The organism is Xanthomonas arboricola (assembly GCF_002940665.1).
In the GTDB taxonomy this organism is placed as follows: domain Bacteria; phylum Pseudomonadota; class Gammaproteobacteria; order Xanthomonadales; family Xanthomonadaceae; genus Xanthomonas; species Xanthomonas arboricola_B.
The window spans coordinates 728,209-753,731 of sequence record NZ_MIGY01000002.1 but is presented as its reverse complement, the minus strand read 5'-3'; the positions used below and the strand labels follow the sequence as shown (position 1 = coordinate 753,731).

Annotated in this window: 20 protein-coding genes and 1 riboswitch; of the genes, 8 read left to right on the top strand and 12 right to left on the bottom strand. The window is 65.5% G+C overall.

Going from position 1 to position 25,523, the window contains the following annotated elements; all coding sequences use genetic code 11:
• Window positions 1-3: 3 nt before the first annotated feature.
• Window positions 4-2,136, bottom strand: coding sequence for a PAS domain S-box protein (locus tag XarjCFBP7645_RS10375; RefSeq protein WP_166776370.1), 2,133 nt, complete (start codon window positions 2,134-2,136; stop codon window positions 4-6).
• Between the two features lie 120 nt (window positions 2,137-2,256).
• On the opposite strand from XarjCFBP7645_RS10375, the gene XarjCFBP7645_RS10370 reads away from it, so the two are divergent.
• Window positions 2,257-5,043 carry a bifunctional diguanylate cyclase/phosphodiesterase gene (locus tag XarjCFBP7645_RS10370; RefSeq protein ID WP_181126283.1) on the top strand — a complete coding sequence of 929 codons (2,787 nt, stop codon included), beginning with the start codon at window positions 2,257-2,259 and terminating at the stop codon, window positions 5,041-5,043.
• Window positions 5,044-5,744: 701 nt separating this feature from the next.
• On the opposite strand, the gene XarjCFBP7645_RS10355 is transcribed toward XarjCFBP7645_RS10370, so the two are convergent.
• The 6 genes from XarjCFBP7645_RS10355 to XarjCFBP7645_RS21700 form a co-directional block, all read right to left on the bottom strand.
• A complete protein-coding gene (locus tag XarjCFBP7645_RS10355) occupies window positions 5,745-6,029 on the bottom strand; it encodes a hypothetical protein (protein ID WP_104537420.1) in 285 nt (94 codons plus the stop codon).
• A gap of 99 nt (window positions 6,030-6,128) precedes the next feature.
• Window positions 6,129-7,406: a methyl-accepting chemotaxis protein gene (locus XarjCFBP7645_RS10350; RefSeq protein ID WP_181126282.1), complete on the bottom strand. Its 1,278-nt coding sequence runs from the start codon at window positions 7,404-7,406 to the stop codon at window positions 6,129-6,131.
• Window positions 7,407-7,466: 60 nt separating this feature from the next.
• A complete protein-coding gene (gene hflD, locus XarjCFBP7645_RS10345) occupies window positions 7,467-8,081 on the bottom strand; it encodes a high frequency lysogenization protein HflD (RefSeq protein WP_104537419.1) in 615 nt (204 codons plus the stop codon).
• Window positions 8,081-9,217, bottom strand: coding sequence for a tRNA 2-thiouridine(34) synthase MnmA (mnmA, locus tag XarjCFBP7645_RS10340; RefSeq protein ID WP_104537418.1), 1,137 nt, complete (start codon window positions 9,215-9,217; stop codon window positions 8,081-8,083). Before mnmA ends, hflD begins: the two co-directional genes overlap by 1 nt.
• Window positions 9,214-9,672: an NUDIX hydrolase gene (locus XarjCFBP7645_RS10335; protein WP_104537417.1), complete on the bottom strand. Its 459-nt coding sequence runs from the start codon at window positions 9,670-9,672 to the stop codon at window positions 9,214-9,216. Before XarjCFBP7645_RS10335 ends, mnmA begins: the two co-directional genes overlap by 4 nt.
• Window positions 9,669-9,833 (bottom strand): hypothetical protein, encoded by a 165-nt coding sequence (locus tag XarjCFBP7645_RS21700; RefSeq protein ID WP_181126281.1) that lies wholly within the window; start codon window positions 9,831-9,833, stop codon window positions 9,669-9,671. The genes XarjCFBP7645_RS10335 and XarjCFBP7645_RS21700 overlap by 4 nt, the downstream gene beginning before the upstream one ends.
• Before the next feature lie 90 nt (window positions 9,834-9,923).
• Between XarjCFBP7645_RS21700 and clpS the strand changes: the two genes are divergently transcribed.
• Both clpS and clpA read left to right on the top strand, forming a co-directional pair.
• Entirely contained in the window at window positions 9,924-10,244 is a 321-nt protein-coding gene (clpS, locus tag XarjCFBP7645_RS10330) for an ATP-dependent Clp protease adapter ClpS (protein WP_104537416.1), read from the top strand.
• Window positions 10,245-10,386: 142 nt separating this feature from the next.
• Window positions 10,387-12,669: an ATP-dependent Clp protease ATP-binding subunit ClpA gene (clpA, locus tag XarjCFBP7645_RS10325; protein ID WP_039814482.1), complete on the top strand. Its 2,283-nt coding sequence runs from the start codon at window positions 10,387-10,389 to the stop codon at window positions 12,667-12,669.
• Between the two features lie 295 nt (window positions 12,670-12,964).
• Here clpA and infA read toward each other — a convergent pair whose 3' ends face one another.
• From infA to trxB, 4 genes are all read right to left on the bottom strand, one after another.
• A complete protein-coding gene (gene infA, locus XarjCFBP7645_RS10320) occupies window positions 12,965-13,183 on the bottom strand; it encodes a translation initiation factor IF-1 (RefSeq protein ID WP_002813418.1) in 219 nt (72 codons plus the stop codon).
• Window positions 13,184-13,263: 80 nt separating this feature from the next.
• A complete protein-coding gene (gene aat / locus XarjCFBP7645_RS10315; RefSeq protein ID WP_104537900.1) occupies window positions 13,264-14,013 on the bottom strand; it encodes a leucyl/phenylalanyl-tRNA--protein transferase in 750 nt (249 codons plus the stop codon).
• A gap of 247 nt (window positions 14,014-14,260) precedes the next feature.
• Complete coding sequence (locus tag XarjCFBP7645_RS10310) at window positions 14,261-15,379, bottom strand: GNAT family N-acetyltransferase (protein WP_104537415.1); 1,119 nt, start codon at window positions 15,377-15,379, stop codon at window positions 14,261-14,263.
• 60 nt (window positions 15,380-15,439) lie between these two features.
• The gene (gene trxB / locus XarjCFBP7645_RS10305; protein ID WP_104537414.1) at window positions 15,440-16,408 is read right to left on the bottom strand and encodes a thioredoxin-disulfide reductase; all 969 of its coding nucleotides are present in this window, start codon (window positions 16,406-16,408) and stop codon (window positions 15,440-15,442) included.
• 283 nt (window positions 16,409-16,691) lie between these two features.
• Between trxB and XarjCFBP7645_RS10300 the strand changes: the two genes are divergently transcribed.
• The 5 genes from XarjCFBP7645_RS10300 (at window position 16,692) to crcB (ending at window position 23,937) form a co-directional block, all read left to right on the top strand.
• The gene (locus XarjCFBP7645_RS10300) at window positions 16,692-19,049 is read left to right on the top strand and encodes a DNA translocase FtsK (protein WP_104537413.1); all 2,358 of its coding nucleotides are present in this window, start codon (window positions 16,692-16,694) and stop codon (window positions 19,047-19,049) included.
• A gap of 183 nt (window positions 19,050-19,232) precedes the next feature.
• The gene (locus tag XarjCFBP7645_RS10295) at window positions 19,233-21,164 is read left to right on the top strand and encodes a DUF3857 domain-containing transglutaminase family protein (protein ID WP_104537412.1); all 1,932 of its coding nucleotides are present in this window, start codon (window positions 19,233-19,235) and stop codon (window positions 21,162-21,164) included.
• 107 nt (window positions 21,165-21,271) lie between these two features.
• Window positions 21,272-21,901 carry an outer membrane lipoprotein chaperone LolA gene (lolA, locus tag XarjCFBP7645_RS10290; protein WP_104537411.1) on the top strand — a complete coding sequence of 210 codons (630 nt, stop codon included), beginning with the start codon at window positions 21,272-21,274 and terminating at the stop codon, window positions 21,899-21,901.
• Window positions 21,902-22,060: 159 nt separating this feature from the next.
• On the top strand, window positions 22,061-23,350 hold the full coding sequence (locus tag XarjCFBP7645_RS10285; RefSeq protein WP_243849096.1) for a replication-associated recombination protein A: 1,290 nt from the start codon (window positions 22,061-22,063) through the stop codon (window positions 23,348-23,350).
• Between the two features lie 2 nt (window positions 23,351-23,352).
• Window positions 23,353-23,421: riboswitch (Fluoride riboswitch) on the top strand.
• Window positions 23,422-23,535: 114 nt separating this feature from the next.
• The gene (crcB, locus tag XarjCFBP7645_RS10280; protein WP_016901770.1) at window positions 23,536-23,937 is read left to right on the top strand and encodes a fluoride efflux transporter CrcB; all 402 of its coding nucleotides are present in this window, start codon (window positions 23,536-23,538) and stop codon (window positions 23,935-23,937) included.
• A 343-nt stretch (window positions 23,938-24,280) separates the two neighbouring features.
• On the opposite strand, the gene XarjCFBP7645_RS10275 is transcribed toward crcB, so the two are convergent.
• Complete coding sequence (locus XarjCFBP7645_RS10275) at window positions 24,281-25,486, bottom strand: acetyl-CoA C-acyltransferase (RefSeq protein WP_016901771.1); 1,206 nt, start codon at window positions 25,484-25,486, stop codon at window positions 24,281-24,283.
• Window positions 25,487-25,523: the final 37 nt, after the last annotated feature.

Here is a 25,523-nt window from a genome sequence, read left to right as displayed (position 1 = left end):
GACTTAACGTCCACCATCGTCGTGGACGGACTCGCCGACCGGGTGATAGGGCAGGCGCAACGTCACGCGCGTGCCTGCTCCGGGTGCTGATTCTATCGCGAGCGCACCGCCCACGGTTTGCGCACGCTCACGCATCACGATCAGTCCGAGTCCGCGCGGGCCCTCCGGTTCGAAACCATCGCCGTCATCGCTGACCTGCAGGCGAAAGCTCTCGCTGTCGATCGAGTGCAGACTCATGCGCACTTCGCCCGCGCAGGCGTGGCGCAGGGCATTGGTCAGGCTCTCCTGTGCAATTCGAAAACACGCTTGCTCGATCTCGTTGCCCGGACGCACGTCCAGTGCCTGGATATCCAGCTCCAGCCTCACCGGCGATGCGCGAAACAGCATCGCGGCCTGCCAGCGCAAGGCCGCTTCCAGACCCAGGGCATCCAGCTGCGGAGGACGCAGCAGCATCGATAGGTTGCGCAGCTTGGTCACGGTGCTGTCGGCCAGCGACACCACTTCCAGCAGGTCATCGCGGCGCGCGTCCGGATCCGGCTCGTCCAGTGCGGCATGCGCAGACAGCTTCATCGCCGTGATGGCCTGGCCGATGTCGTCGTGCAGATCGCGCGAGATCGCGCGGCGTTCGTCTTCCTGCAGCGAGAACAGGCGCTTGGCCATCGCCTGCAACTCGGCATTGCTTTCGGCCAGCGCATCGCGCATGCGCTCGGGTTCGCTCAGGTCGCGCACCACCAGCAGCTTGCAGCTGCGTCCGCCATAGCGGATATCGCCGGCCGACAGACCGGCATAAAAGGCGCTGCCGTCGCGACGACGCATCGCCCGTGCGCTGGACACCGGCTCGTTGCGATCGCTGCCTGCGCGCAGATACTCGCGCACCACCGGCAGATCGCTTTCGCTCACCAGGGTCTGCAGCGGTTCGCCCAGGATGGTTTCGCCCTGGAAGCCGAACTGCACCGACCCGGCTGCATTGGCATACATCACGTGCTCGTCGGCCAGGATCAGCACGCCATCCGGCAGCACCCTGACCAGCTCGCGAAACTGCTCCTCGCGCTCGCGCAGCAACCTGCGCGATTGTTCGCGCTCGCTCACGTCCTGCAGCGTGCCATGGATATGCCGGGCGCCGTTCTGGCTGGTTACGCTTTCGGCGCGCAGATGGACGGTACGCGGCTGCGAATCGCCGCCGGTCAGCGGCAGCAGCACGTCGATCTGCACCTCGCCACCGGTGCACATGTCCTCGATGATGCGTTCGATCCGCGTCTGGGTGGCGGTGTCCGAGGCGGTCAGCAGTTCTTCCAGCCGATGTTCGCGCCGATGCACCGGCACGCTCCGGCCGAGCAGGCGGTACACCGCCGGCGAGTAGCGCCCCAATCCGGTCGCGCGATCCAGCTGCCAGGAACCCAGTCGCGCGATCCCTTGCGCTTCTTCCAGCCGCTGCAGAGCCTCGTCGCGCAGATGCTGTGCCTGGCGTTCCTCGCTGCGGTCCACGATGACCACCAGGCGGGCGGGGCCGCTGACCAGATGCAGCTGGTTGCTGCGGATCTCGACATGGCGCAGGCCGCTGCGGGTCAGCAGATCCTCGTGCCGGGTGCAGGTGTCGGCGCCCTTGGCGCGAATCTGGGTGATGATTTCCTCCAGGCGCGCGCCGTCGGCGCTGGGCCAGATCGCCTGCAGCGTCTGCTGCAGAAATGCGTCGCGCTCCCAGCCGAAGAATTCCAGCGCTGCCGGGTTGGCATCCAGGATGCGCAGCGTGGCCAGATCGTAGATCAGGGCAGCGCTGGGCAGGGCCAGGAACTTGGCCTGCAGTACTGCCTCCGATTGTGCCAGTTGCGCGTGCTCTTCGACGATCAGCGCCACGAAACGGCGCAGCACCAGATGGATCACGACGCTCGATACCAGCAGAAAGCTCGCGTCCGACCAGCGCCCCGGCATGGGGGCGCCTGCCAGGTGCAGCAGCCGGTTGCCCAGCAGCAGCCAGATCACGCCGACCAACAGGTACAGCCCGGTCAGGGTCCACAGACCCTGTTGCAGGCGCTCGGCCAGGCGGAGACGGGACACGGGAGCGGACGAAAATGCGGGCGCGGCGACAGGATGAGGCATGGGTCCGCGGACGACCTTTGGTGCTGGCGATGCAACCATCTTAGCCGCAACTCGGCCCGGTTCGGTCGAGCCCGAAACACGCGCCTCAACTAATCGCGGAAACGGCCGTTATCCATTGCGACTCCGAAGGCCGGGGTCGATTCTTCGGAGTGTTCCAGAGTGGACTCAGGCGTCATCGCAAGCATGCTGCAACACCCGCTGACCTCGGCGGTGGTGTTGTTGGATGCCCATGGTCAGCCGCTGGCGGCCAACCGTGTTGCGCAATCGCTGGGATTGCCGGCCACCCTCGGTGCCTATGCCGAAGTCCTGGAAAGCAGTCGCGCCCAGGTGGCCAATAGCGGCGGCATGACCGCTTGCGTGCTGCCGGGCATCGGTGGCGGGCGTCTGGAAGGCTGGCTCCGCGCCGTCTGCGACGAACACGGCCAGGTCATGGCCTTCACCCTGAGCATTCCCGAGCCAATGGGCGCCGACGGCACCAGCCGCTGGGAAATGGGTCTGGATAGCGCCGATCACGGGTTGTGGGACTGGGATATTCCGGCCGATGTGGTCTATCGTTCCGAGCGCTGGACCCGCATGCTCGGTTACTCCGAGCAGCCGCTGCCGAATAATCTCACCGCGCTGTCCGGACTGATCCATCCCGACGACCACGCGCTGGTCAGTGCCGCCGTGCAGGCGCACCTTGAGGGGCGCACCGATACCTATACGGCCGAATTCCGTCTGCGTCAGCACGACGGCCAGTGGCGCTGGATCCTGGATCGCGGCCGCGTGGTGTCGCGGACCGCCGACGGCCGCCCATTGCGCATGGTCGGTACGCATACCGATGTGCATCACCACAAACTGCTCGAGCAGCAGCTGCGCGAGCAGCAGGCCCAGCTCGAAGAGGCCCAGCGCATCGCCAGCATGGGCAGCTGGAGCTGGGACACGCTCAAGGACGCGTTGTGGGTGTCACCGGATTTCCTGCAACAGCTCGGCATGACCCAGCTGCGCCTGCAGAGCATTCGCGACATCCTGCGCCTGCTGGGCCGGCCATCGGTTGCGCATCTGCGCAGTGCCTGGCGCAAGATCAAGCACGACGGCCTGCCGGTGCATTTCGAGCTGGAAATCAACGTGCACGCCGGCATCAATCCGCATCACTTGCGGATCTGGGCGCAGCCGGTTTTCGACGGCAATGGCAGCATGGTGCGTCTGCTCGGCCAGTTGCAGAACGTCACCGAGCAGCGCCAGACCGATGCGTTGATCCGCTGGCGCACCGAGCTGCTCAACCGCGTGTCTGCGCTGGGCAAGATCGGCGGCTGCGAGATCGAGGTCGACACCCGGCGCATGCAGTGGACCGAGGAGTGTTACCGCATCCACGGCCTGCGCAAGGAAAACATCACCCTGGAGCAGGCGCTGTCGCTGTACACGCAGGATTCGCGCGATGCCTTCGAGGCGGCGCTGCTGCGTATCTCCGATGGCGGCCTGCCCGAACAGCTGGAGCTGTGTTTCTACCGCAACTCGGGCCAGCGGATCTGGGTCCAGGTGCTGATCGAGCTGGACCGCCGCGAAGGCCTGCCGCCGCGTTTCGTCGCCTTGTTCCGCGACGTCACCCGCGAACGCGAGGCCAACGAGCGCATCGAACTGCTGGCCCACTACGATCGCCTGACCGGTTTGCCGAACCGCTTTCTGCTGCGCGAGCAGGCAGAGAACGCGATTCGCGAAGCGCACGAGCGGGGCCAGGTGCTGGCGATGCTGCTGATCGATCTGGATGGCTTCAAGAGCATCAACGATTCGTTCGGTCACGCCACCGGCGACAACCTGCTCAAACTTGCCTCGGCACGCCTGCATCAGCAGCTGCGCAACAGCGACCTGTTCGGCCGTTTCAGCGACGACGAATTCGTCGTCCTGCTGCGCGACCTGTCCGAGCCCGAAGACGCCGGCCATGTTGCCCGCAAGCTGATCAGCGCGCTTGGCGAGCCGCTGCGCAAGGACCACGTCACCCTCAAGCTCGGCGCCAGCATTGGTATCGCGCTGCAGGGCGAAGGCCTGTCGGATTTCGACAGCCTGTTGCGCGCCGCCGATGCGGCGATGTATGCCGCCAAGGAGGCGGGCCGCAACACCTTCCATTACTACAGCCAGGACGTGCTGATGCGTGCGCAGCGCCGCCTGGAACTGGAGCACGCGCTGCAAGGTGCGCTGGAACGCGAAGAGTTCACCCTGGTCTATCAGCCGCTGGTCAATACGGTAGGCGAATCGTCGCCTGCGATCGAAGCGCTGATGCGCTGGAATCGCCCCGGCCATGGCCAGTGCAGTCCGGTCGAATTCATTCCGATTGCCGAAGAGTGCGGCGAAATTGTGCGCCTGGGCGAATGGGTGATTGGCGAGGCCTGCCGCCAGGCCGTGGTCTGGGACCGCGCCGGGCTCAATTTCAGCCGCATTGCGGTCAATGTGTCTGCAGTGCAGCTGCGCGAGCGCGGCTTTGCCGAGCGCGTACTGGAAATCTGCCGCGACAACGGCTGGTCGCCATCGCGTCTGGAACTGGAATTGACCGAATCGGCACTGATCCGCGATTCCGATTCGCTACGCCGTTGCTTCGAGCTGTTCGAGCAGAACGGTGTGCTGCTGGCGGTGGACGACTTCGGCACCGGCTTCTCCAATCTGCATTACCTCAACCGCTTCCCGGTGCAGCGTCTGAAGATCGACCGCAGCTTCGTACAGGGCATGCTCGACGACGCCAACACCGCCGAAGTGACCCAGGCCATCGTGCATCTGGGCCACGCGCTCGGCATGCAGGTGGTTGCCGAAGGGGTAGAGACGGTGCAGGAAGACGCATTGCTGCGCCAGCAGGGCTGTGACGAAATCCAGGGTTATTTCTACTCGCGGCCGCTGTCGCCGCGCGACATGGCGCAGTGGCTGCGCGAAGCCGAAGCCGGCATGCGCCTCGGTGCGCGCCTGGTCATCGCCAGCTGACGCACTCTGTAGCAGCGCCTGGCGTCGTGCGGCCGGCTGTTGAAATGCGCAGCTCAAAAGTTCGGTGAGTCCAGGGCGCGATGCCCTCGCCACTTGCGCGACACGCCGCGGATCCGTCCCTTCAGGTTCCTTGGCGGCATCCATGCCGCCAAGGGTCCGGCAACCGGCAATGGCACCGCACCAGAGAGTTGGTCGGTGGCCAGATAAAAACATACGTGTTGCAAGGCCTTGAGACTTTGAGAAGTCCATCGCCTGCTTATTGAAAGCCTGCCTGTTACTCGGCGTGCGTGGGCAAGATGCTCGGACGCAAGGTGATCCGAACGATGCACCTCATGCTTTGCTTGCGACCACACACACCGACTATCTCGACTGGTCCTTGTCCGCCTACCGTCACGGGACCTTACGCGGCATGTATGCCGCGTGAGCCTACACGGACGTACTTGCGGCGTAGCCCGCGATGGTGGGCGGGCAAGGGCCCTGCAGCCAGGCCGCAGATCAGCCGATCGATGCATTGCGTGGTGTCATAGACGTCGTCGAGCAGGCGGGCAGGGCAGACCTCACCCTGGTGCTGCAGTCGCACGGTACTGCGTGTTCAGGGCCATGCCTGGCGGCACGGCCTGATGCACAAACGTCAGCGGTCGTGCAGTGGACACAACCGGCGGGGCGCCTGCCGAGGCGCGCCCCGTCGCCGCACAAAAGCGTCAGCGTCCAGACACGTCGACGGCGGCGCCATCCAGCCCCATATCCCAGGCCACGGTCGCAAACAGCAGTTCTTCTTCGCTGCAGCTGCGGCGGGGGTTCTGCATTGCCTGCACTTCCGCACGGGCGGCACGCTCCAGCCGTTCCAGCGCGGCCGGCATGCGCACGCTGCGCAGCGCGGGCCGGGCCGCGTCGCTCTGCGCGATGCGCCGGGCGTGTGCAGCCGCCAGCGCGGCTGATTCCAGCACGGCGGTGGAGGCATCGGTGGGCGGGGCAAGGAGCGTCATCAGCGGAACACCAGTGTTAGTGCGCAACGGTTATTGCGGAACGACAAATCCCCGGAAGGCCGGGGAATGTCGGAAATCAGACGGTGCGTGACATTGGTCTTAAAACAGTTCGACCGTACCCGCACCCATGCCTTGCTGCGCCACCGGCTTGTGCGGCGGGCGCTCCCATTCCACACGCATGTCGCGCAGGCGGGTGGACACCTTCTGCAGTGCGGCGACCAGATCGCTGTCGTACACGCCGCCATTGCGATGCAACAGTTCCTGCAGCGCTACGGCTTCACGGTTGATCGCGGTAAGGCGATCCAGGTGCGTGTGGATACCGCTCAGCGTCTGCGTGGCGATGTCCTCGAACTGCAGGGCACGCACCGCTTCGGCCACGCTACCGTCGATGGAACGCGCGCACTCGGAGATCTCCCGCATACCGTCGCCCAGCGAGGCGTTGATCTGCGCGACGTTCTCCAGCATCGCCGCCGATTCGTGGCGGGCTTCGCGGGAGCGATCCATGTGACGCGAGGCCAGCTGCGAGACCGTTTCACGGACCTTGGCGATCGATTCCTTGGAGCTGTGCGCCAGCTTGCGGATCTGTTCGTTGAAGGTGGTGGAACGCTCGGACAGATTGCGCACCTCGTCGGCGACCACTGCGAAGCCGCGACCGGCCTCACCGGCACGGGCTGCTTCGATGGCGGCGTTCAAGGCCAGCAGGTTGGTCTGGTCGGCAATCGACTTGACGTCTTCCAGCAGCGCGAAGATGCCATCCAGGTGCTGGGCCATCTCATCGATGTGGTGCACCGTGTTGGTACTCTGGCCGCTCACCTGTTCCAGCGCTTCCACCAACTGCTCCATGCGGGAGCTGGCGTGCTGGGCGAAGCGGGCGACGTCGACGCCGGCGCTGCCGTCGTCACCGGCACGGTCGACGATGCGGGCCAATGCCTGGCTTTGCTGGCGCGACTTGCGGTTCATCGCTTCGAAGCTGCCACCAAGACCGGACACGGCCTGGCGGATCAGTTCACGGGCACGCTCGACTTCCGAGCGCGAACCGTCGACTTCGTTGCTGACGAACGTACGCAGTTCGTTGAGCAGCTGGTCCTGCTCGCGCAGGATGCGGGTCTGGTCCGGATTACGCCGGAACTGGGAGTAGGTCACCCAGGCGGCGAAACCGAGCCAGCTGAGCGTCATGGTCGCCAGGATCGCCCAGCGCACCGAAGCGGGCCAGTCGAATCCGACAGCGAAGGGAAACAGCAAGGTCAGAGCCAAAGGGGCGGCCAGACGGATAAGTGGACGTGAATACATGGGCGTTCTCGGCAGAGTCACGGTTGCTGTATCGGCCGTACCCCCTTTGTCTTTAGCGACGATCGCCACATCCCCTTGCCCATTCAACCGACGTTGACACGCGCCAGCAACCGCGAGCGCGTATGGCAAACCGGGTTCGTCAGTGGTTTAGCGCAGCGCGCGGTCCACGGCCTCGATCATTGCGCGCTTGGCGAACAGGAAATCCCACAGGCTGCCACCCATCTGCCGCCACAACACGGCCGAGCGGACGGCAGCCAGCAGCAACGCGCGGATTTCCGCGACCACGCCAGCCTGGCCCAGATAATGCGGATTGCCCTGCACCATGACCTTGGGACGCAGGTGGCTGATGGACTGCGCATACAGCCCGCCCAGCGAACTCAATACGTCCGGGTGGCCGCTGTCGCCGAGGCTGCGTGCCTGATGCGCCGCCGCTTCGATGCCGTTGGAGACCGTGGCGACGGTGCCAGTGTCGCGCACGAAGCGGCGCTCCAGCTGTAGCACCGCCAGTGCCAGCCGCGGCAGGACCTCGTCCTGGGCTTGATTGTGGAAATAGTTGTGCAGCAACCGCAGACCCGGCGCCAGGTCCGCTGGCGAGCCGTATACCGCCTCCGGCGAGGACGCGTCCACCCGGAACACGCTGTCCATGGCGGTACGCACCGTCGCAGCCTCCGAGTGCCCGGTTTCGGCGATCCGCCGCACCTGTTGCAGGGCCTGGGCAACGCCGGCAAGCGCCAGCACGCGGTGATCCATGGAAGAACTCATCAAGCCACTACCTCGGGTGAAGAAGAAGATCCCGCCAATCGGCGTTCCAGCGGCGCATCGGTGGCGGCTATGACCGCGCCGCCCAGGCACTCCTCGCCGTCATACAACACCAGCGACTGCCCAGGCGTCACCGCCCGCTGCGGCCGTTCGAAACGCACCTGCACGCTGCCGTCGTCCTGCACCTGCACCGTGCACGGCTCGTCGGGCTGCCGGTAACGCGTCTGTGCGGTGCAGCCAAAGCTGCGCGCCGGCGGTGCCCCGGTGACCCAATGCGCCTGCTCGGACTGCAGCCAGCGCGATTGCAGCAGCGGGCTGTCGCGGTCCTGGTCCACATACAGCACGTTGCTCGCCACATCCTTGCCGACCACGTACCACGGCGCGGCGGCACGTCCACGCACGCCACCGATGTTCAGGCCTTCGCGCTGACCCAGGGTGAAATAGAACACCCCCGGATGCTCTGCGATGCGCTGCCCCTGCGGGTCGCGGATATCGCCGGTGCGTGCGGGGAGGTAACGGCCCAGAAACTCGCGGAAATCGCGCTCGCCGATGAAGCAGATGCCGGTGGAATCCTTCTTGGCGTGGGTCGGCAGACCGGCATCCTCGGCGATCCGACGCAGCGTGCTTTTTTCCAGGTCCCCGATCGGAAACAGCGTTGCGGCCAGCTGGGTCTGCCCCAGCTGATGCAGGAAGTAGCTCTGGTCCTTGCCGCGGTCGGCGCCCCGCAACAGGCGCCAGCGCCCGCCGCTGTGCGCCACCCGTGCATAGTGGCCGGTGGCGATGCGCTCGGCGCCCAGCGCCTGGGCCGCTTCAAGAAAATGCTTGAACTTGACCTCGCGGTTGCACAGCACATCCGGGTTTGGCGTGCGCCCGGACGCGTATTCGGCCAGGAAATGCTCGAACACGCCGCTCCAGTATTCGCCGGAAAAATCGCGGAAGTGGAACGGGATGCCCAGCACCCCGCACACTGCCACCGCATCGCGGCGGTCGTCGTCGGCGCGGCAGTCGCCGCTGCCGTCGTCGGCCCAGTTCTGCATGAACAGGCCGGCGATCGATTCGCCCTGCTTGGCCAGCCGCCAGGCCGCCACCGACGAATCCACACCGCCGGAGACGCCGACGACGATATGCGGCGTACTCATGCGACGTGCCGCACCAACGACAACGGATGGCGCTGGCCGGCCAGGTAGTCGGCAATCACTTCCCACACCAGTGGGCTACGCAGCCGCTCGGGCGAGCCGCGCACTTCTTCCGGCGTCATCCACAACGCGCGCACCACGCCGGTGTCCAGGCTGCGCTCGGGATGGTGGGTCACCGCCTCGGCGACAAACGCAAACCGCAGGAAGCACTGGCCGCTCTGGGCGACCCACTGGTAGGTGCCGATGAAGTGGGTCAGGCGCACGTCCCAGCCGGTCTCTTCCAAGGTCTCGCGTACCGCCGCGTCGAGCAGGCTTTCGTCCGGTTCCAGATGCCCGGCAGGCTGATTCAACAGCAGCCGGCCGCCGATGGTCTCTTCCACCTGCAGAAAGCGCCCGTCGTGCACCACCACCGTCGCCACGGTGACATCCGGGTGCCAGCGTGGTTCGGAAGCGCTCATCGCTGCAGGTCCTGGCTCATCGGGGCTGCGCTGGCACCACCGGCGAACCGCTCGGCTTGACGCCGGGTCAGGCGGCGCTGCAGCCCTGCAAGGTGCTCGCACCCGGGTGGGTCGGCGGTGAACGACGGCGTCAGTAACGGCGCGGTGAGGGAATCGGTCATCAAGGGGGCAGCCGTGGAGTCGAAGACAAATTGTGCGGGGCGCGGCGTAAATCGTCCAATGCACGCGGCGATGAACCGTATAATGACCGGATGCCACGTAAGACCTCACACGAACACGATCACGGCCTCGCGGTCGAAGCCAGCAAGCCTGAAGTGGCGCCACCGCCACGGTATCAGGTGCTTCTGCTGAACGACGACTACACCCCGATGGACTTCGTGGTGACGGTGTTGCAGCAGTTTTTCAACCTCGATCTGGAGCGCGCCACGCAGGTCATGCTGCATGTCCATACCCGTGGACGCGGCGTATGCGGGGTCTACAGCCGCGAAGTCGCCGAGTCCAAGGTGGCTCAGGTCAACGAATTCTCGCGTATGCATCAACATCCGCTGTTGTGCACGATGGAACAGACCTGACCGGCCAATCTGATCATTCCAGCAACGCAACACTGTGGCTGCAATCACATGCTAACGCCGTCTGAACATGCCTATCCGATAGGGTTGTGGTAAATCCCAACAAAAGCCGCATATTGTTGGCAACAGCCGTTCGGAGTGACCAATGTTCAGCAAAGACCTAGAGCAAACCATCGGCCAGTGCTACAAGCGAGCACGCGAGGCTCGTCATGAGTTCATGACCGTCGAGCATCTGCTGCTCTCGCTGCTGGACAACCCGTCCGCCCAGGCAGTCCTCAAGGCCTGCGGCGCAGACCAGGTGCGTTTGCACAACGATCTGGAGCAGGCGATCGAGGCCTCGGTCTCGCGCCTGGCCGAAGACGATGGCCGCGACACCCAGCCCACCCTGGGCTTTCAGCGTGTGCTGCAGCGTGCGGTCTATCACGTGCAGTCCTCGGGCAAGAAGGAAGTCACCGGCGCCAATGTGCTGGTCGCGATCTTCGGCGAGAAGGATTCGCACGCGGTGTACTTCCTGAACCAGCAGGACATCACCCGCCTGGATATCGTCAATTACCTTTCGCACGGCATCGCCAAGCTGGGTGAGGACGGCGAGCAGCCATCCGCGTCCGATGGCGAACCCAAGAGCGAGGGCGGGGAGGGCGAGGCCAAGGGCGACGCGCTGGCCGAGTTCGCCACCAATCTCAACGAGCAGGCCCGCAACGGCAAGATCGACCCATTGGTCGGCCGCGGCGACGAAATAGAGCGCACCATCCAGGTGCTGTGCCGCCGCCGCAAGAACAACCCGCTGTACGTCGGCGAGGCCGGCGTGGGCAAGACCGCGATCGCCGAGGGTCTGGCCAAGCGCATCGTCGACAACGACGTGCCCGAAGTGCTGGCCGATGCGGTGATCTTTTCGCTGGATCTGGGAGCGCTGGTGGCCGGCACCAAATACCGTGGCGACTTCGAAAAGCGTCTCAAGGGCGTGCTGGCGGCGCTGAAGAAGGTGCCCAACGCGGTGCTGTTCATCGACGAGATCCACACCATCATCGGTGCGGGCTCTGCGTCGGGGGGCACCATGGATGCGTCCAATCTGATCAAGCCGGCGCTGTCGTCGGGCGAGCTGCGCTGCATCGGCTCGACCACGTTCCAGGAATACCGCGGCATCTTCGAAAAGGACCGTGCACTGGCACGTCGCTTCCAGAAGATCGACATCGTCGAGCCGACCGTGGGCGAGACCTTCGAAATTCTGCAGGGCCTCAAACCCAAGTACGAGGCGCACCATGGCGTGACCTATGCCGACGACGCGTTGCAGGCAGCGGTGGACCTGTCGGTCAAGCACATCGGCGACCGACTGCTGCCGGACAAGGCGATCGATGTGATCGACGAGGCCGGCGCGCGTCAGCGTCTGCTGCCGGAAGGCAAGCGCAAGGAGCTGATCGATATCGAGGAAATCGAAACCATCGTCGCCAAGATGGCGCGGATTCCGGCCAAGCAGGTCAGCGCCACCGATAAGGACGTGCTGCAGCATCTGGAGCGCAATCTGAAGATGGTGATCTTCGGCCAGAACCCGGCGATCGAGACCCTGGCCGGCTCGATCAAGCTGGCGCGCTCGGGCTTGGCCAATCCGGAAAAGCCGATCGGCAACTTCCTGTTCGCCGGCCCCACCGGTGTCGGCAAGACCGAGGTCACCAAGCAGCTTGCGCTGCAACTGGGGATCGAACTGGTGCGCTTCGACATGTCCGAGTATATGGAAGCGCATTCGATCAGCCGTCTGATCGGTGCACCTCCGGGCTATGTCGGGTTCGACCAGGGCGGCCTGCTGACCGAGAAGGTCGTCAAGACGCCGCACTGCGTGCTGCTGCTGGACGAGGTGGAGAAGGCGCATCCGGACATCTTCAACATCCTGTTGCAGGTCATGGACCGCGGCATCCTCACCGACACCAACGGGCGCGAGGCGAACTTCAAGAACGTGATTCTGGTGATGACGACCAATGCCGGTGCCACCCAGGCGTCGCGGCGCTCGATCGGTTTCACCAAGCAGGATCACTCCACCGATGCGATGGAATCGATCCGTCGCGGGTTCACGCCGGAGTTCCGCAACCGCCTGGATGCAATCGTGCAGTTCCAGCCGCTGGGCTTCGACCACATCCTGCGGGTGGTGGACAAGTTCATCATCGAGCTGGAGATGCTGTTGCAGGAAAAGCACGTCTCGCTGTCGGCCACCCCGACTGCGCGCGACTGGCTGGCCCAGCACGGCTTCGATCCGCTGATGGGCGCGCGCCCGATGTCGCGGGTGATCCAGGAGAAGATCAAGCGTCCGCTGGCCGACGAGCTGTTGTTCGGCAAGCTGGTGGAAGGCGGCCGGGTCAACATCGACGTCAAGGATGGCGAGCTGGTGGTGGAAGCGCACCCGGAACCGGAGCGTCTGCTGCCGGCCACGGTCGACTGATCGTCTTGCGGTCCTGAAAAAAAAACCGCTCGAAAGAGCGGTTTTTTTTGTCCTCGGAACACGTGGTCCGGGCGATCGTGGAGGCTGAGCGGCGGTTGTAGCTCGCGAGGAGCCACGACAGGGCGCTGCCGAACCTGAGCGATATAGAGACCGGGGCGCAAGCGCTAAAGGCAAGGGCACAAGCCAGAGCAGAAGCAAGCCGGCACCGCCCGATCATCGCTGCCGTCCAGATAGGCAAATCTCGGCCACGACAAAAAGCGGCCACCGGCCGCCTCGCGTCTTACACCAGAACCACTTACTTCATGCGGTAGGTAATACGACCCTTGGTCAGGTCGTAGGGAGTCATCTCGACTTTGACACGGTCGCCGGTCAGGATGCGGATGTAGTTCTTGCGCATGCGGCCGGAGATGTGGGCGATGATCTCATGCCCGTTTTCCAGCTTGACCCGGAACGTGGTGTTGGGGAGCGTCTCGCTGACGCTGCCTTCGAATTCAATGGAGTCGTCTTTCGACATGTAATCCTGTGCAATCACGGCTGGCCCGGGAGGGCCGTAAGGGACAGCATTTTACGCTCCATCTCCCCGCGGTGCAAATTTTATGTTAAGCGGACTTCAGCGAGCGCGCTGGCAGGCCGCTCGTCATAGCGCTCGGACCAGCTGCCAGGCAGCGCTGCCAGGCCGACCTGCAGCCGCATCCGCTGCAGGAACTCTGCGCGTGGCAAGCGTTGCGCGCCCAGGCGCATCAGGTGCGGATTCTCCACCTGCGCGTCGAGCAACGGCCAACCGCAGGAATGCAGATGGGCGGCAAGCGCCGCCAGCGCCACCTTGGAGCCGCCGCTGGCGGCACTGAACATGCTCTCGCCGAAAAACATCTGGCCGATCGCCACACCGTAGATGCCGCCGACCAGGCGCATGCCATCGAACACTTCCAGCGAATGTGCGTGGCCCAACCGATGTAGTTCGATATAGGCCTGCTGCATCGGCGTGGTGATCCAGGTGCCGTCCTGACCTGCACGCGGAATCGAGGCACAGGCATCGATCACCTGCGCAAAGGCGGTATCGGCGCGCACGATCCAGTGGCTGCTGCGCAGCTGGCGCCGGAAACGCGAGGACAGGCGCATGCCGTCGGTGCGAAACACCGTGCGCGGGTCTGGGCTCCACCACAGAATCGGCTGACCTTCCGAGAACCACGGGAACACGCCACCGGCATAGGCGGTGAGCAGGCGTTGCGGCGACAGGTCGCCGCCGATGGCGAGCAGGCCGTCCGGCTCGCGCAACGCGTACTCGGCAGGCGGAAACGGCGCGGCTGGGTCGGCCGCCAGCAGGTAGGGAAGGGCGCGGGACATGCGCGCAGTGTAGAGCGTGTCGTACATGGCGCACCCAGGGCGACGACCATTGCCGGCACGCGACGGTCTGCGGGTGTTGTCGGCGCGCTTTGCGGCATGCGTCCACAAGCATCCCGGTGCTGGGCGCGCAGTTCGTACTCGCCAGACGATTGCTCTTTGGGTGGATTCGGCCGCCTTGCTCCGACGTCCCCAATACGCCCGGCCGGCGATCAGCTGCGACTGCGCCCTACGGCGCCGCCGCGCAGGCTCAGTCGCGAAACGGGCTGTGCTCAGCCAGTTCGCGTGCGTGCCGGGCTACCGCCTGGCGCTCGTCGGCGCACCATTGCGCCAGTGGCTCGCGGAAGCCGGGGTCGGCGATCCAGTGACGGCTGCGGACCAGCGTCGGCAGAAAGCCGCGCGCGATCTTGTGCTCGCCCTGTGCGCCGGGCTCGAAGCGGACCAGGCCCTCGCGCAGGCAGTATTCGATGCCCTGGTAGTAGCAGGTTTCGAAATGCAGGCCTGGAAGGGCTTGGCCGCCCCAGTAACGCCCGTACAGCGTGTCGCGCCCGCGCAGGCAGAGCGCGCCGGCGATCGGCTGCCCGTCCAGCTCGGCCAGAAACATCACCAGCTGACGCGGCAGGTGTCGGGCCAGGTGATGCAGGAATTCCGGCGTCAGCGCAGGCGAGTTGCCGTATTCGTTGAAGGTCTTGAGATAGAAGCCATACATCGCGTCCAGGTCGGCGTCGCTGGCTTCATCGCCATGCACCACGCGCAACTGCACGCCGGCCCGCTGCACCTTGGCGCGCTCCTGGCGGATGTTCTTGCGCCGTTTGTAGTCCATCGCCGCCAAGTAGCCTTCAAAATCGCTCCAGCCACTGGCGTTATGCCAGTGGTATTGCAGATCGTTGCGCTCCAGCCAGTCGGCATCGAAGGCGGTGTCTTGGTCGGCCGGGTGGAAGTTGACGTGCGCCGACGACAGCCCACTGCGCTCCACCAGCGCGCGCATCGCCGCGAGCAAGTGCGGGCGCCAGCGCGGTGCCCCCAGCAGGCGCGGGCCGGTCACCGGCGAGTAAGGCACCCCGCACAGCCACTTGGGGAAGTATTCATGCCCGTAGCGCGCGTAGGCATGCGCCCAGGCGTGGTCGAACACGAACTCGCCATGCGAGTTGTTCTTCAGGTATCCCGGTGCGGCGGCGACCAGCGTGTCGCCGTGCCACAGCGTCAGGTGCAGCGGGTTCCAGCCCCAGTCCGGGCGCAGGCAGCCCTCCCGCTCCAGGCCTTGCAGGAACGCATAAGAAATGAACGGGTGCGCGCCGTCGTGCAGCGCGTCCCAGGCACCGGCCGGAAGCTCGTCCAGCCGGTGGCACCAGCGGGCAGTGACGCTCATGCACACGGCCCGCTGGTATCGGCGCTGCCCGCGCGGCGCGGCCGGCGGTCAGCAGCCACCTCAGGCGCTCTTGTCGAGGTAGCGCTCGGCATCCAGCGCGGCCATGCAGCCGAAGCCGGCCGAGGTGATCGCCTGGCGGTAGTGCTGGTCGGCGACGTCGCCGGCGGCGAACACGCCGGCCACCGAGGTCTCGGTCGCCGCCCCGTTGAGGCCGGAGCGGATTTCCAGGTAGCCATTGTTCATTGCCAGCTGGCCGTCGAACAGTTGGGTGTTGGGGTGATGTCCGATGGCAACGAAGAAACCGTGCGCGACGATCTCGCGGGTGCTGCCGTCGAGGGTGGACTTGACCCGCACGCCGGTGACGCCGGCATCGTTGCCCAGCACTTCATCGATGGCGTGGTGCCAGACGGTTTCGATCTTGCCGGCGGCGACCTTGTCGAACAGCTTGTCCTGCATGATCTTTTCGGCGCGCAGCGTGTCGCGGCGATGTACCAGGTAGACCTTGCGGGCGATGTTGGACAGGTACAGCGCTTCTTCGACTGCGGTATTGCCGCCGCCGACCACCACCACGTCCTGGTCCTTGTAGAAGAACCCGTCGCAGGTGGCGCAGGCGGACACGCCGCGGCCCTTGAAGGCTTCCTCGCTGGGGATGCCCAGGTACTTGGCGGTGGCGCCGGTGGAGATGATCAGTGCGTCGCAGGTGTATTCGGCGCCGTCGCCGGTCAGCCGGAACGGGCGCTGCGACAGGTCGGCGGTGTGGATGTGGTCGAAGATCACCTCGGTCTCGAAGCGCTCGGCATGCGCCTGCATGCGGCTCATCAGGTCCGGGCCCATCAGGCCGTGGGGGTCGCCCGGCCAGTTGTCGACTTCGGTAGTGGTCATCAGCTGGCCGCCTTGCTGCAGACCGGTGATCACCACCGGCTTGAGGTTGGCGCGGGCGGCATAGACCGCGGCGGTCCAGCCGGCCGGGCCGGAGCCCAGGATCAACAGGCGGGAATGCTTGGCGGGACTGGCAGAAGAGGCGCTCATGTATACTCGCGATCTAGGAATTGGCAGGGCAGGCGAGTGAATTCGCACCCCTGTGGCGGCATAGAGTGGCGGTCCCCACCCGGTGAATCAAGGCGGCGCGATGGAACTGCTTGAACCGCAGATGGGTTGGTCCACCCAGTCCGCGTAATCGACGCCGCCCCGTGCGGCGTTTTTTGTTGGCCATCGCATGCCCACGCAAGCGATGCTCATGCAACAGCTGAAACCGTGGCTTCAGTCGTTTATTATCAACCACTAACAGCATTTTTCTAAGGTCTGGCTACAGGTGGCAAAGCAGGTTCCCGAACGCAGCAAGCCCGCTGAGGGCAAGACGTCCTCGCGCAAGACAGCGGTGGCGGACAATCCGCGTCGGCAAAAGCTCTGGCGCGATCTGGCATTGATCGCGGTGGCGCCGCTGCTGCTGTATCTGCTGGCCAGCCTATTTACCTATTCCAGCGCCGATCCGGGCTGGTCGCAGACCGGCAGTGTGGTCGCGCCGGTGCACAACATGGGCGGCCGCGTCGGTGCCTGGATGGCCGATGTGCTGCTGCAATTGTTCGGTTATGTGGCCTTCCTGCTGCCGGTGGTGCTGGGAGCGGTGGCCTGGATCGCCTTGTTCGGCATGGACAAGGAAGGGCAGGCCGAAGCCGATCTGGGCCCGGCATTGCGGCTGGTCGGCATGGTGGGCTTTCTGATCGCCTCGACCGGCTTCCTGCATCTGCGGCTGTTCACCGGCGACGTGGCCGGCGCTGGTGGGATCCTGGGGCGGTTGGTCAGCAATTCGCTGAGCGCCGGCTTCGGCGCCTTGGGCGCCAACCTGTTCGTGCTGGTGCTGCTGCTGGTGTCGATCACCCTGGCGACCGGCCTGTCGTGGTTTGCGGTGATGGAACGCATCGGCACCTGGGTGCTGGCGCTGGGGCCGCTGATGCAGCGCAAGACCCATCAAGCCACCGAGTGGCAGCAGACCCGCGTGATGCGCGAAGAGCGTGAGGAAGTGCGCAAGGTCGATGCGGTCAAGCAGGCCAAGCGCGAGCCGGTCAAGATCGAGCCGCCGCCGGCACCGGTGGTGGAGAAGAGTGAGCGCGCCAAGCGCGATACCCAGATCCCGATGTTCCAGGGCGTCAGCACCGACGGCTCCGACCTGCCGCCGCTGGCGCTGTTGGACGACCCCAAACCGCAGGCCAAGGGGTATTCGGAAGAAACGCTGGAGACCTTGTCACGGCAGATCGAGTTCAAGCTCAAGGACTTCCGCATCGAGGCGCAGGTGGTCGGGGCCTATCCGGGTCCGGTGATCACCCGCTTCGAAATCGAGCCGGCGCCGGGCATCAAGGTCAGCCAGATCAGCTCGCTGGACAAGGACATCGCGCGCGGGCTGTCGGTCAAATCGGTGCGCGTGGTCGACGTGATTCCGGGCAAGTCGGTGATTGGCCTGGAGATCCCCAACGTCAGCCGCGAAATGATTTTCCTGTCCGAGCTGCTGCGCTCCAAGGAATACGACAAGTCGGCCAGCCCGTTGACGTTGGCCCTGGGCAAGGACATCGCCGGCCGCCCGACCGTGGCCGATCTGGCGCGCATGCCGCATTTGCTGGTGGCCGGTACCACCGGCTCGGGCAAGTCGGTGGCGGTCAATGCGATGGTGCTGAGCCTGCTGTTCAAGGCCTCGCACAAGGAGCTGCGGATGCTGATGATCGACCCGAAGATGCTGGAGCTGAGCGTCTACCAGGGCATCCCGCATCTGCTGGCGCCGGTGGTCACCGACATGAAGGAGGCCGCCAACGGCCTGCGTTGGTGCGTGGCCGAGATGGAGCGCCGCTACAAGCTGATGAGCGCGGTGGGCGTGCGCAACCTGGCCGGCTTCAACAAGAAGATCAAGGACGCCATCGACGCCGGCCAGCCGATGATGGACCCGCTGTTCAAGCCCAATCCCGAACTGGGCGAGGCGCCGCGGCCGCTGGAAACGCTGCCGTTCATCGTGATCTTCATCGACGAATTCGCCGACATGATGATGATCGTCGGCAAGAAGGTCGAAGAGTTGATCGCGCGCCTGGCACAGAAGGCGCGCGCGGCCGGTATCCATCTGATCCTGGCCACGCAACGGCCATCGGTGGATGTGATCACCGGCCTGATCAAGGCCAACATCCCGACCCGCGTGGCGTTCCAGGTCAGCTCCAAGATTGACTCGCGCACCATCCTGGATCAGTCCGGCGCCGAGGCGCTGCTGGGCAATGGCGACATGCTGTATCTGCCACCGGGCACGGCGCTGCCGGATCGCGTGCATGGTGCCTTCGTCAGCGACGAGGAAGTGCATCGGGTGGTCGAGCATCTCAAGGCCAGTGGGCCGGTGTCCTACGTCGAAGGCGTGCTGGACGAAGTGCAGACCATGGGCGATGGCACCGTGGTCGGTGCGACCGGCTTGCCCGAGAGTAGCGGCGGTGGCGGCGACGAGTCCGACCCGTTGTATGACGAAGCCCTGCGCATCGTCACCGAAACCCGGCGTGCCTCGATCTCCGGCGTGCAGCGGCGCCTGAAGATCGGCTACAACCGCGCCGCACGCCTGATCGAAGCGATGGAGGCGGCCGGCGTGGTCAGCCCGCCCGAGCACAATGGCGACCGCACCGTGCTGGCGCCGCCGCCGCCCAAGTAATCGGCGGCCGGCAACGCGGCGCGTGTCGGCTTGGTCGTGGCGCCGCGTTCCGGGTTTGTCCGGTGCGTGTGCGCGTCTTTGCATGCGCACAGATGCGGCAATTGGGGCCGGTGCCTGACGCTGCGGCGCACACCGGCTACCCTGTCGCACAAGGGTCGCTCCGGCCCGCCGCGATCAAGACCCATGCTGCGTCGTTCCGTGCTGTCGTTCCTGCTGCTGATCTCATTGCCATTGCCATTGCTGGCCCAGGCCCAGCAACAGGCCGCACCTGCTGCCGCCGCGGCCCGTACGCAGGCCGACACCAACTACAGCTTCGTGCGCTATCGCGCCGATTACGAAGTGCGTGCCGACGCCAGCAGCGTGGAAACCGACGAGTACGAGATCCTGCTCAAGACCAAGTCGGCAGTGGAGCAGTTCAGCCAGGTGCGACTGAGCTACAGCGAGAAGATGGAAACCCTGGAGGTGCTGCAGGCCTACACCGTCACCGCCGAAGGACTGCGCCAGGACGTGGCGTCCGACAAGATCTACACCCAGGAAAGCTATTCCAGCGCGGCAGCGGCGATGTATGCCGACCGCAAGGTCAAGGTGGTGGTGTTCCCGAATCTGGCGCCGGGCGCGCGCATCGTCTATCGCGTGCGGCGTGCGCAGAATACCCCGTACTTCCCGGGTTACTTCAGCCTGTGGGAGACCTTCAGCGTGTTTGCGCAATACGACGATGCGGTGGTCACGCTGGTGGCGCCGAAGACATTGCCGATGCATCTGTCGGTGCGCGGGCTGCAGGGCGGGACCAAGCCTGTGGTACGCGGCGATCAGGCGCGTTGGGAATGGCGCTATCAGCGCATCACGCCGATGAAGAACCAGAACTGGAGCGCGGCGACCTGGGAGTTCAGCCCCACCTTGATGGCAAGCACCTTCGACAGCTGGTCGCAGATGGGTCTGGCCTATCACGTCAAGGGCGGCCGCGCTGCCACGGTGACGCCGGCGATCCAGTCGCTGGCCGACGAGGTGACCCGCGGCATCGACGCGCCGCGGGCACAGGCCGCTGCGTTGTACGCGTGGGTGGCACGCAATATCCGCTACGTGGCGGTGTACCTGGGCAATGGCGGGCTGGAGCCCAACAGCGCCGACAGCATCCTGGCCAACCACTATGGCGACTGCAAGGACCACACCGTGATCCTGGAGGCCTTGCTGGCGGCCAAGGGCATCGCCAGCACACCGGTGCTGATCGGTGCCGAGGGCGGGCCGACGCTGCCGCCGATCCCGGTGCTCGGCCGCTTCAATCACGCCATCACCTACATCCCGGCGTTCGATCTGTATGTGGATTCGACCAACCCGTACGCGCGCTTCGGCCAGTTGCCGGCCGGCGACCTCGGGGCGCCGGTGGTGCATACGCTGGACGGCAAGGTCACGCATACCCCGCCCAACGACCGCAAGGTCAATCGCTACGTGGCGCGTACCGAGTATCGCTTCACCCCCAAGGGCGGGCTGCAAGGTCTGACCATGCTCGATAGCGGGCAGACCGGCGAAGTGGGCTTGCGGGCGATGTTCGTGCAGCTCAATGCGCAGAACCGCAATCGCATCGAGGAGTCGATCATTGCGCAATCCGGCTTCGATGGCACCGGCGATCTATCGATCCAGGGCGACCCGCTGGATCTGGACGCCCCATTCAACTATCGCTACACCTTCCAGGCCGACGATGCGGTGGACTTTTCGGTGGTTGGCGGCATGACCCTGCCCGATATGCCCGGTGCCGAATCCACCCGTGGCATCTATACGACCACCTCGGCCGAAGACAATCTGACCCCGTTCTACTGCAACGACAGCGTGCGCGAAGAGACCTATGTGGTGAGTTTCCCGGCGACGGTGCCGATCATCGCGATCCCGCGCAGCCGCCGCTTCCGCAATGCCGCTGGCGAGTACGCGGTCGAGTGGACGCGCCAGGGGCAGACGGTGACGGCGGTGCATCGCTTGCAACGTGCGGCGGTGCGTGGGCCGCAGGCGCTGTGTCAGCCGCAGGATTACCGCGCGTTCCGCGAGCTCTACCAGCAGGTGCGGCGCGGCTTTCGCGGACAGATCGTCTACGGCAATCTGTCCGAGGTGCAGACGGCGCAGTGACATGGACCGACTGGCGGCGGCTGCGATCTGAATGCGTCGTTCAATAGCGCTCGCCCATTCATCTATGAAGTATCAGAATTCCCGCATTCCCTTTCTGGAACACCGCGATGCATCGCCAGCTCCGTTATGCCGTCCTCGCCACCGCCCTGTTCGCCGGCACCGCGTTTGCCGGTGCGCGTCAGGAGCTGGACACGTTCACGCGTAGCCTGAAAGGCTTGGACGGGCAGTTCAGCCAGCAGGTCTCCGATGCCAACGGCCGGGTCAAGGAGCGCGCGAGCGGGCGGGTGGCATTGTCGGCGCCGCGCCAGTTTCGTTGGGAATACGCCAAGCCCTACAAGCAGCTGATCGTGGCCGACGGCAAGAAGGTGTGGGTGTTCGATCCGGACCTGGAGCAGGTGACCGTGCGTGCGCAGGGCAGCGAAGAACAGAACAGTCCACTGGTTGCATTGATCGACCCGGCGCGCCTGGACAAGCAATACGACGTCAGCGAAGAAGCGGCGCCGCGTGACGGCCTGCAGTGGCTGTCGCTGACGCCCAAGGTCGACACCGAAGCCAGTTTCCAGATGGCCTCGCTGGGGTTCGGCAAGGATGGCCTGGCCAAGATGGAAGTGGTGGATGCGGTCGGCCAACGCACCGCGATCAGCTTTAGCGGCTGGAAGCGCAATCCGGCCTTCGCTGCCGACACCTTCCGCTACGTGCCGGGCAAAGGCGTGGATGTGGTCGGCAACGCGCAGTAAGCAGTTGCCGGCGGCATCCGCGCAACCAACCGCCTTGTTCGCAGAAGGTCGTTGGCGGACGCGATACAATGCCGCGTGGCACGAACCAAGCTCCCCATCGCTCCCGAAGCCGATCTGCTCAGCGTAGACGGCGAGCACCTGCGCCCGCTGGCCGAGCGTATGCGTCCGCGCACCCTGGACGAGATGGTCGGGCAGAAGCGACTGCTCGCACCCGACAGCGCATTGCGACGCGCGGTGGAATCCGGCCGGGTGCATTCGATGATCCTGTGGGGTCCGCCCGGCTGCGGCAAGACCACCCTGGCGCTGCTGCTGGCGCATTACGCCGATGCCGAATTCAAGGCAATCTCGGCGGTGCTGTCGGGTTTGCCCGAGGTGCGCCAGGTACTGGCCGAGGCTGCGCAGCGCTTCGCCGGCGGGCGCCGCACGGTGTTGTTCGTCGATGAGGTGCATCGCTTCAACAAGGCGCAGCAGGACGCGTTCCTGCCGCATATCGAGCGCGGCACGATCCTGTTCGTCGGTGCGACGACGGAAAATCCTTCGTTCGAACTGAATTCGGCATTGTTGTCGCGCTGCCGCGTGCACGTGCTGGAGGGCGTTTCGCCGCAGGATATCGTCGAGGCCTTGCAACGTGCGCTGCATGATCCAGAGCGCGGGCTGGGGCAGGAGAGCATCCAGGTCAGCGATGCCTCGCTGCTGGAAATTGCCGGCGCGGCCGACGGCGACGTGCGCCGCGCATTGACGCTGCTGGAGATCGCCGCGGAACTGGCAGGCGGCGAGGGTGGCCAGATCACCCCGCAGACGCTGCTGCAGGTGCTGGCCGACCGCACGCGTCGGTTCGACAAGAACGGCGAGCAGTTCTACGACCAGATTTCGGCGTTGCACAAATCGGTGCGCAGCTCCAACCCCGATGCCGCGCTGTACTGGCTCACGCGCATGCTCGACGGTGGTTGCGACCCGGCCTATCTGGCGCGGCGGCTGACCCGCATGGCGATCGAGGACATCGGTCTGGCCGATCCGCGCGCGCAGAGCATGGCGCTGGAAGCCTGGGACATCTACGAGCGCCTGGGCAGTCCGGAAGGCGAGCTGGCGTTCGCGCAACTGGTGCTGTATCTGGCCAGCACCGCCAAGTCCAATGCCGGCTATGCCGCCTTCAATCAGGCCAAGGCCGAGGTGCGCGCCACCGGCACGCAGGAGGTGCCGCTGCATCTGCGCAACGCGCCGACCAAGCTGATGAAGACGCTGGGCTACGGGCAGGACTATCAATACGACCACGATGCCGAAGGCGGGATCGCGCTGGACCAGACCGGCTTTCCGGATGCGATGGGCGAGCGGGTCTACTACAACCCGGTGCCGCGCGGGCTGGAGATCAAGCTCAAGGAAAAGCTCGACCGCCTGCGCGCCGCGCGCGAACAGGCGCGGGCTGACAAGGGCGGCAAGCCCACGGCATGATCGGCCGCACAGGAGATGGCATTGCTCCTTGAACCGCACGCACTCTGCGCGCTGATGATGCCTGCCCACCCCCGCCGGGGCGGCAGGCCTGTGCCCCGGCATCTATTCTCGCTCAGGAACCCGATGATGCCGACCATGCACGACACTTCGTTGAAAACCCCTTCGGCCGCCTGCCGAGTGCGCGCATGAGCGCGCCGGTGTGGTGGCAGCAGTTGCTGCTGGCGATGACCGGCGGTGCGCTGGGTTCCGGCCTGCGCTTTGCCATCGGTGCCTCGTTGCTGCAGCGCTTCGGTAACGGCTTTCCGTGGGGCACGCTGACGGTGAATCTGCTCGGCTCGTTCGTCGCCGGCGTGCTGCTGGTCTGGCTGGATGCGCGCGGGCCGGCGAGCTGGGCGCTGCGGGCCTTGCTGATCATCGGCGTGATCGGCGGGCTGACCACGTTCTCGTCGCTGATGATGGAATGCCTGGTGTTCGCGCGCAGCGAGCGCTCAGCGATGATCGGCGTGTATCTGGCCATCACGCTGGTAGCCGGGCTGGCGCTGGTGTTCGCCGGTGCGCGTACCGGTCAGTGGCTGGTGACGCGTTAGGCGCAGCTCTGCCGTGTAACCGCGGGAGTGAAGCCAAGGCCGGGATGCGGCGGCGTAGCGTGCGTAGCGCCATACCAGCTCTCGACCTGCTGGCATGTTCGGGGTGTGATTGCCGGGGGCACCGCCATGCGGCGGTCAATCTGCACGTCAGGAGTCATGCTCAAACGCGACGTTGGGCCGGCGCGCCTACCGGGCGCGTAGATGGAGACACGGCATCGCTCGCAGTCGCTGACCGCCGACACTGGCGGATAACGAAGAAGGCGTGCCCGCGCACGCCGTCGTTGACTGGCAGCCTGATCAGCGTTGCGAGATCGGCCTGGCGGCCGATCTCGCAATCGGTGACTTACAACGCTTCGATGATGCCTGCCGCGCCCATGCCGGTGCCGATGCACATGGTGACCATGCCGTACTTCTGCTGACGGCGGCGCAGGCCGTGCACCAGGGTGGCTGCACGGATCGCACCGGTGGCGCCCAGCGGGTGGCCCAGGGCGATGGCGCCGCCAAGCGGGTTGACCTTGGACGGATCCAGTTCGCTGTCGCGGATCACCGCCAATGCCTGCGCGGCGAAGGCTTCGTTGAGCTCGATCCAGTCGAGCTGGTCCTTGGTCAGACCAGCCTGCTTGAGCGCCTTGGGAATCGCCGCGATCGGGCCGATACCCATCACTTCCGGGCGCACGCCGGCCACCGAGAAGCTGACAAAGCGCGCGAGCGGGGTGAGGCCGTAATCCTTGATCGCCTGCTCGGAGGCCAGCAGCACCGCACCGGCGCCGTCGCTCATCTGCGAGGAGTTGCCGGCGGTGACGCTGCCGCCGAACTGGCCGTTACGGAACACCGGGCGCAGTTTGGCAAGACCCTCGAGCGAGCTGTCCGGACGCGGGCCTTCGTCGGTGTCGACCAGCCGCTTGCGCAGCGCGATGACATTGCCGGCCAGGTCGGGCTGGTGCGACAGGATCTCGTACGGCGTGATCTCGTCGCGGAACTCGCCGGCGGCAATGGCGGCAATCGCCTTCTGATGCGAGGCCAGCGCGAACGCATCCTGATCCTCGCGCGAGACCTTCCATTCCTCGGCCACTTTCTCGGCGGTGATGCCCATGCCGTAGGCGATCGCCACATGGTCGTCGGCAAAGACATTCGGCGACATGGCGACCTTGTTGCCCATCATCGGCACCATCGACATCGACTCGGTACCGCCGGCAAGCATCAGGTCGGCATTGCCCAGGCGGATCTGGTCGGCGGCCATCGCCACGGCCTGGATGCCGGACGAACAGAAACGATTGATGGTCTGGCCGGCCACGGTGTTGGGCAGGCCGGCGAGCAGCACGCCGATGCGCGCCACGTTCATGCCTTGCTCGCCCTCGGGCATCGCGCAGCCGATGATGGCATCGTCGATCCGCGACAGATCGATGCCCGGCGCCTGCGCCACCACCGCACGCAGCACGTGCGCCAGCATGTCGTCGGGACGGGTATTGCGGAACACGCCCTTGGGCGCCTTGCCGACCGGCGTACGGGTGGCGGCGACGATGTAGGCTTCTTGAATCTGCTTGCTCATTTGGCTATCTCCGATGGCCGGGATTGGAGAGTCGGGA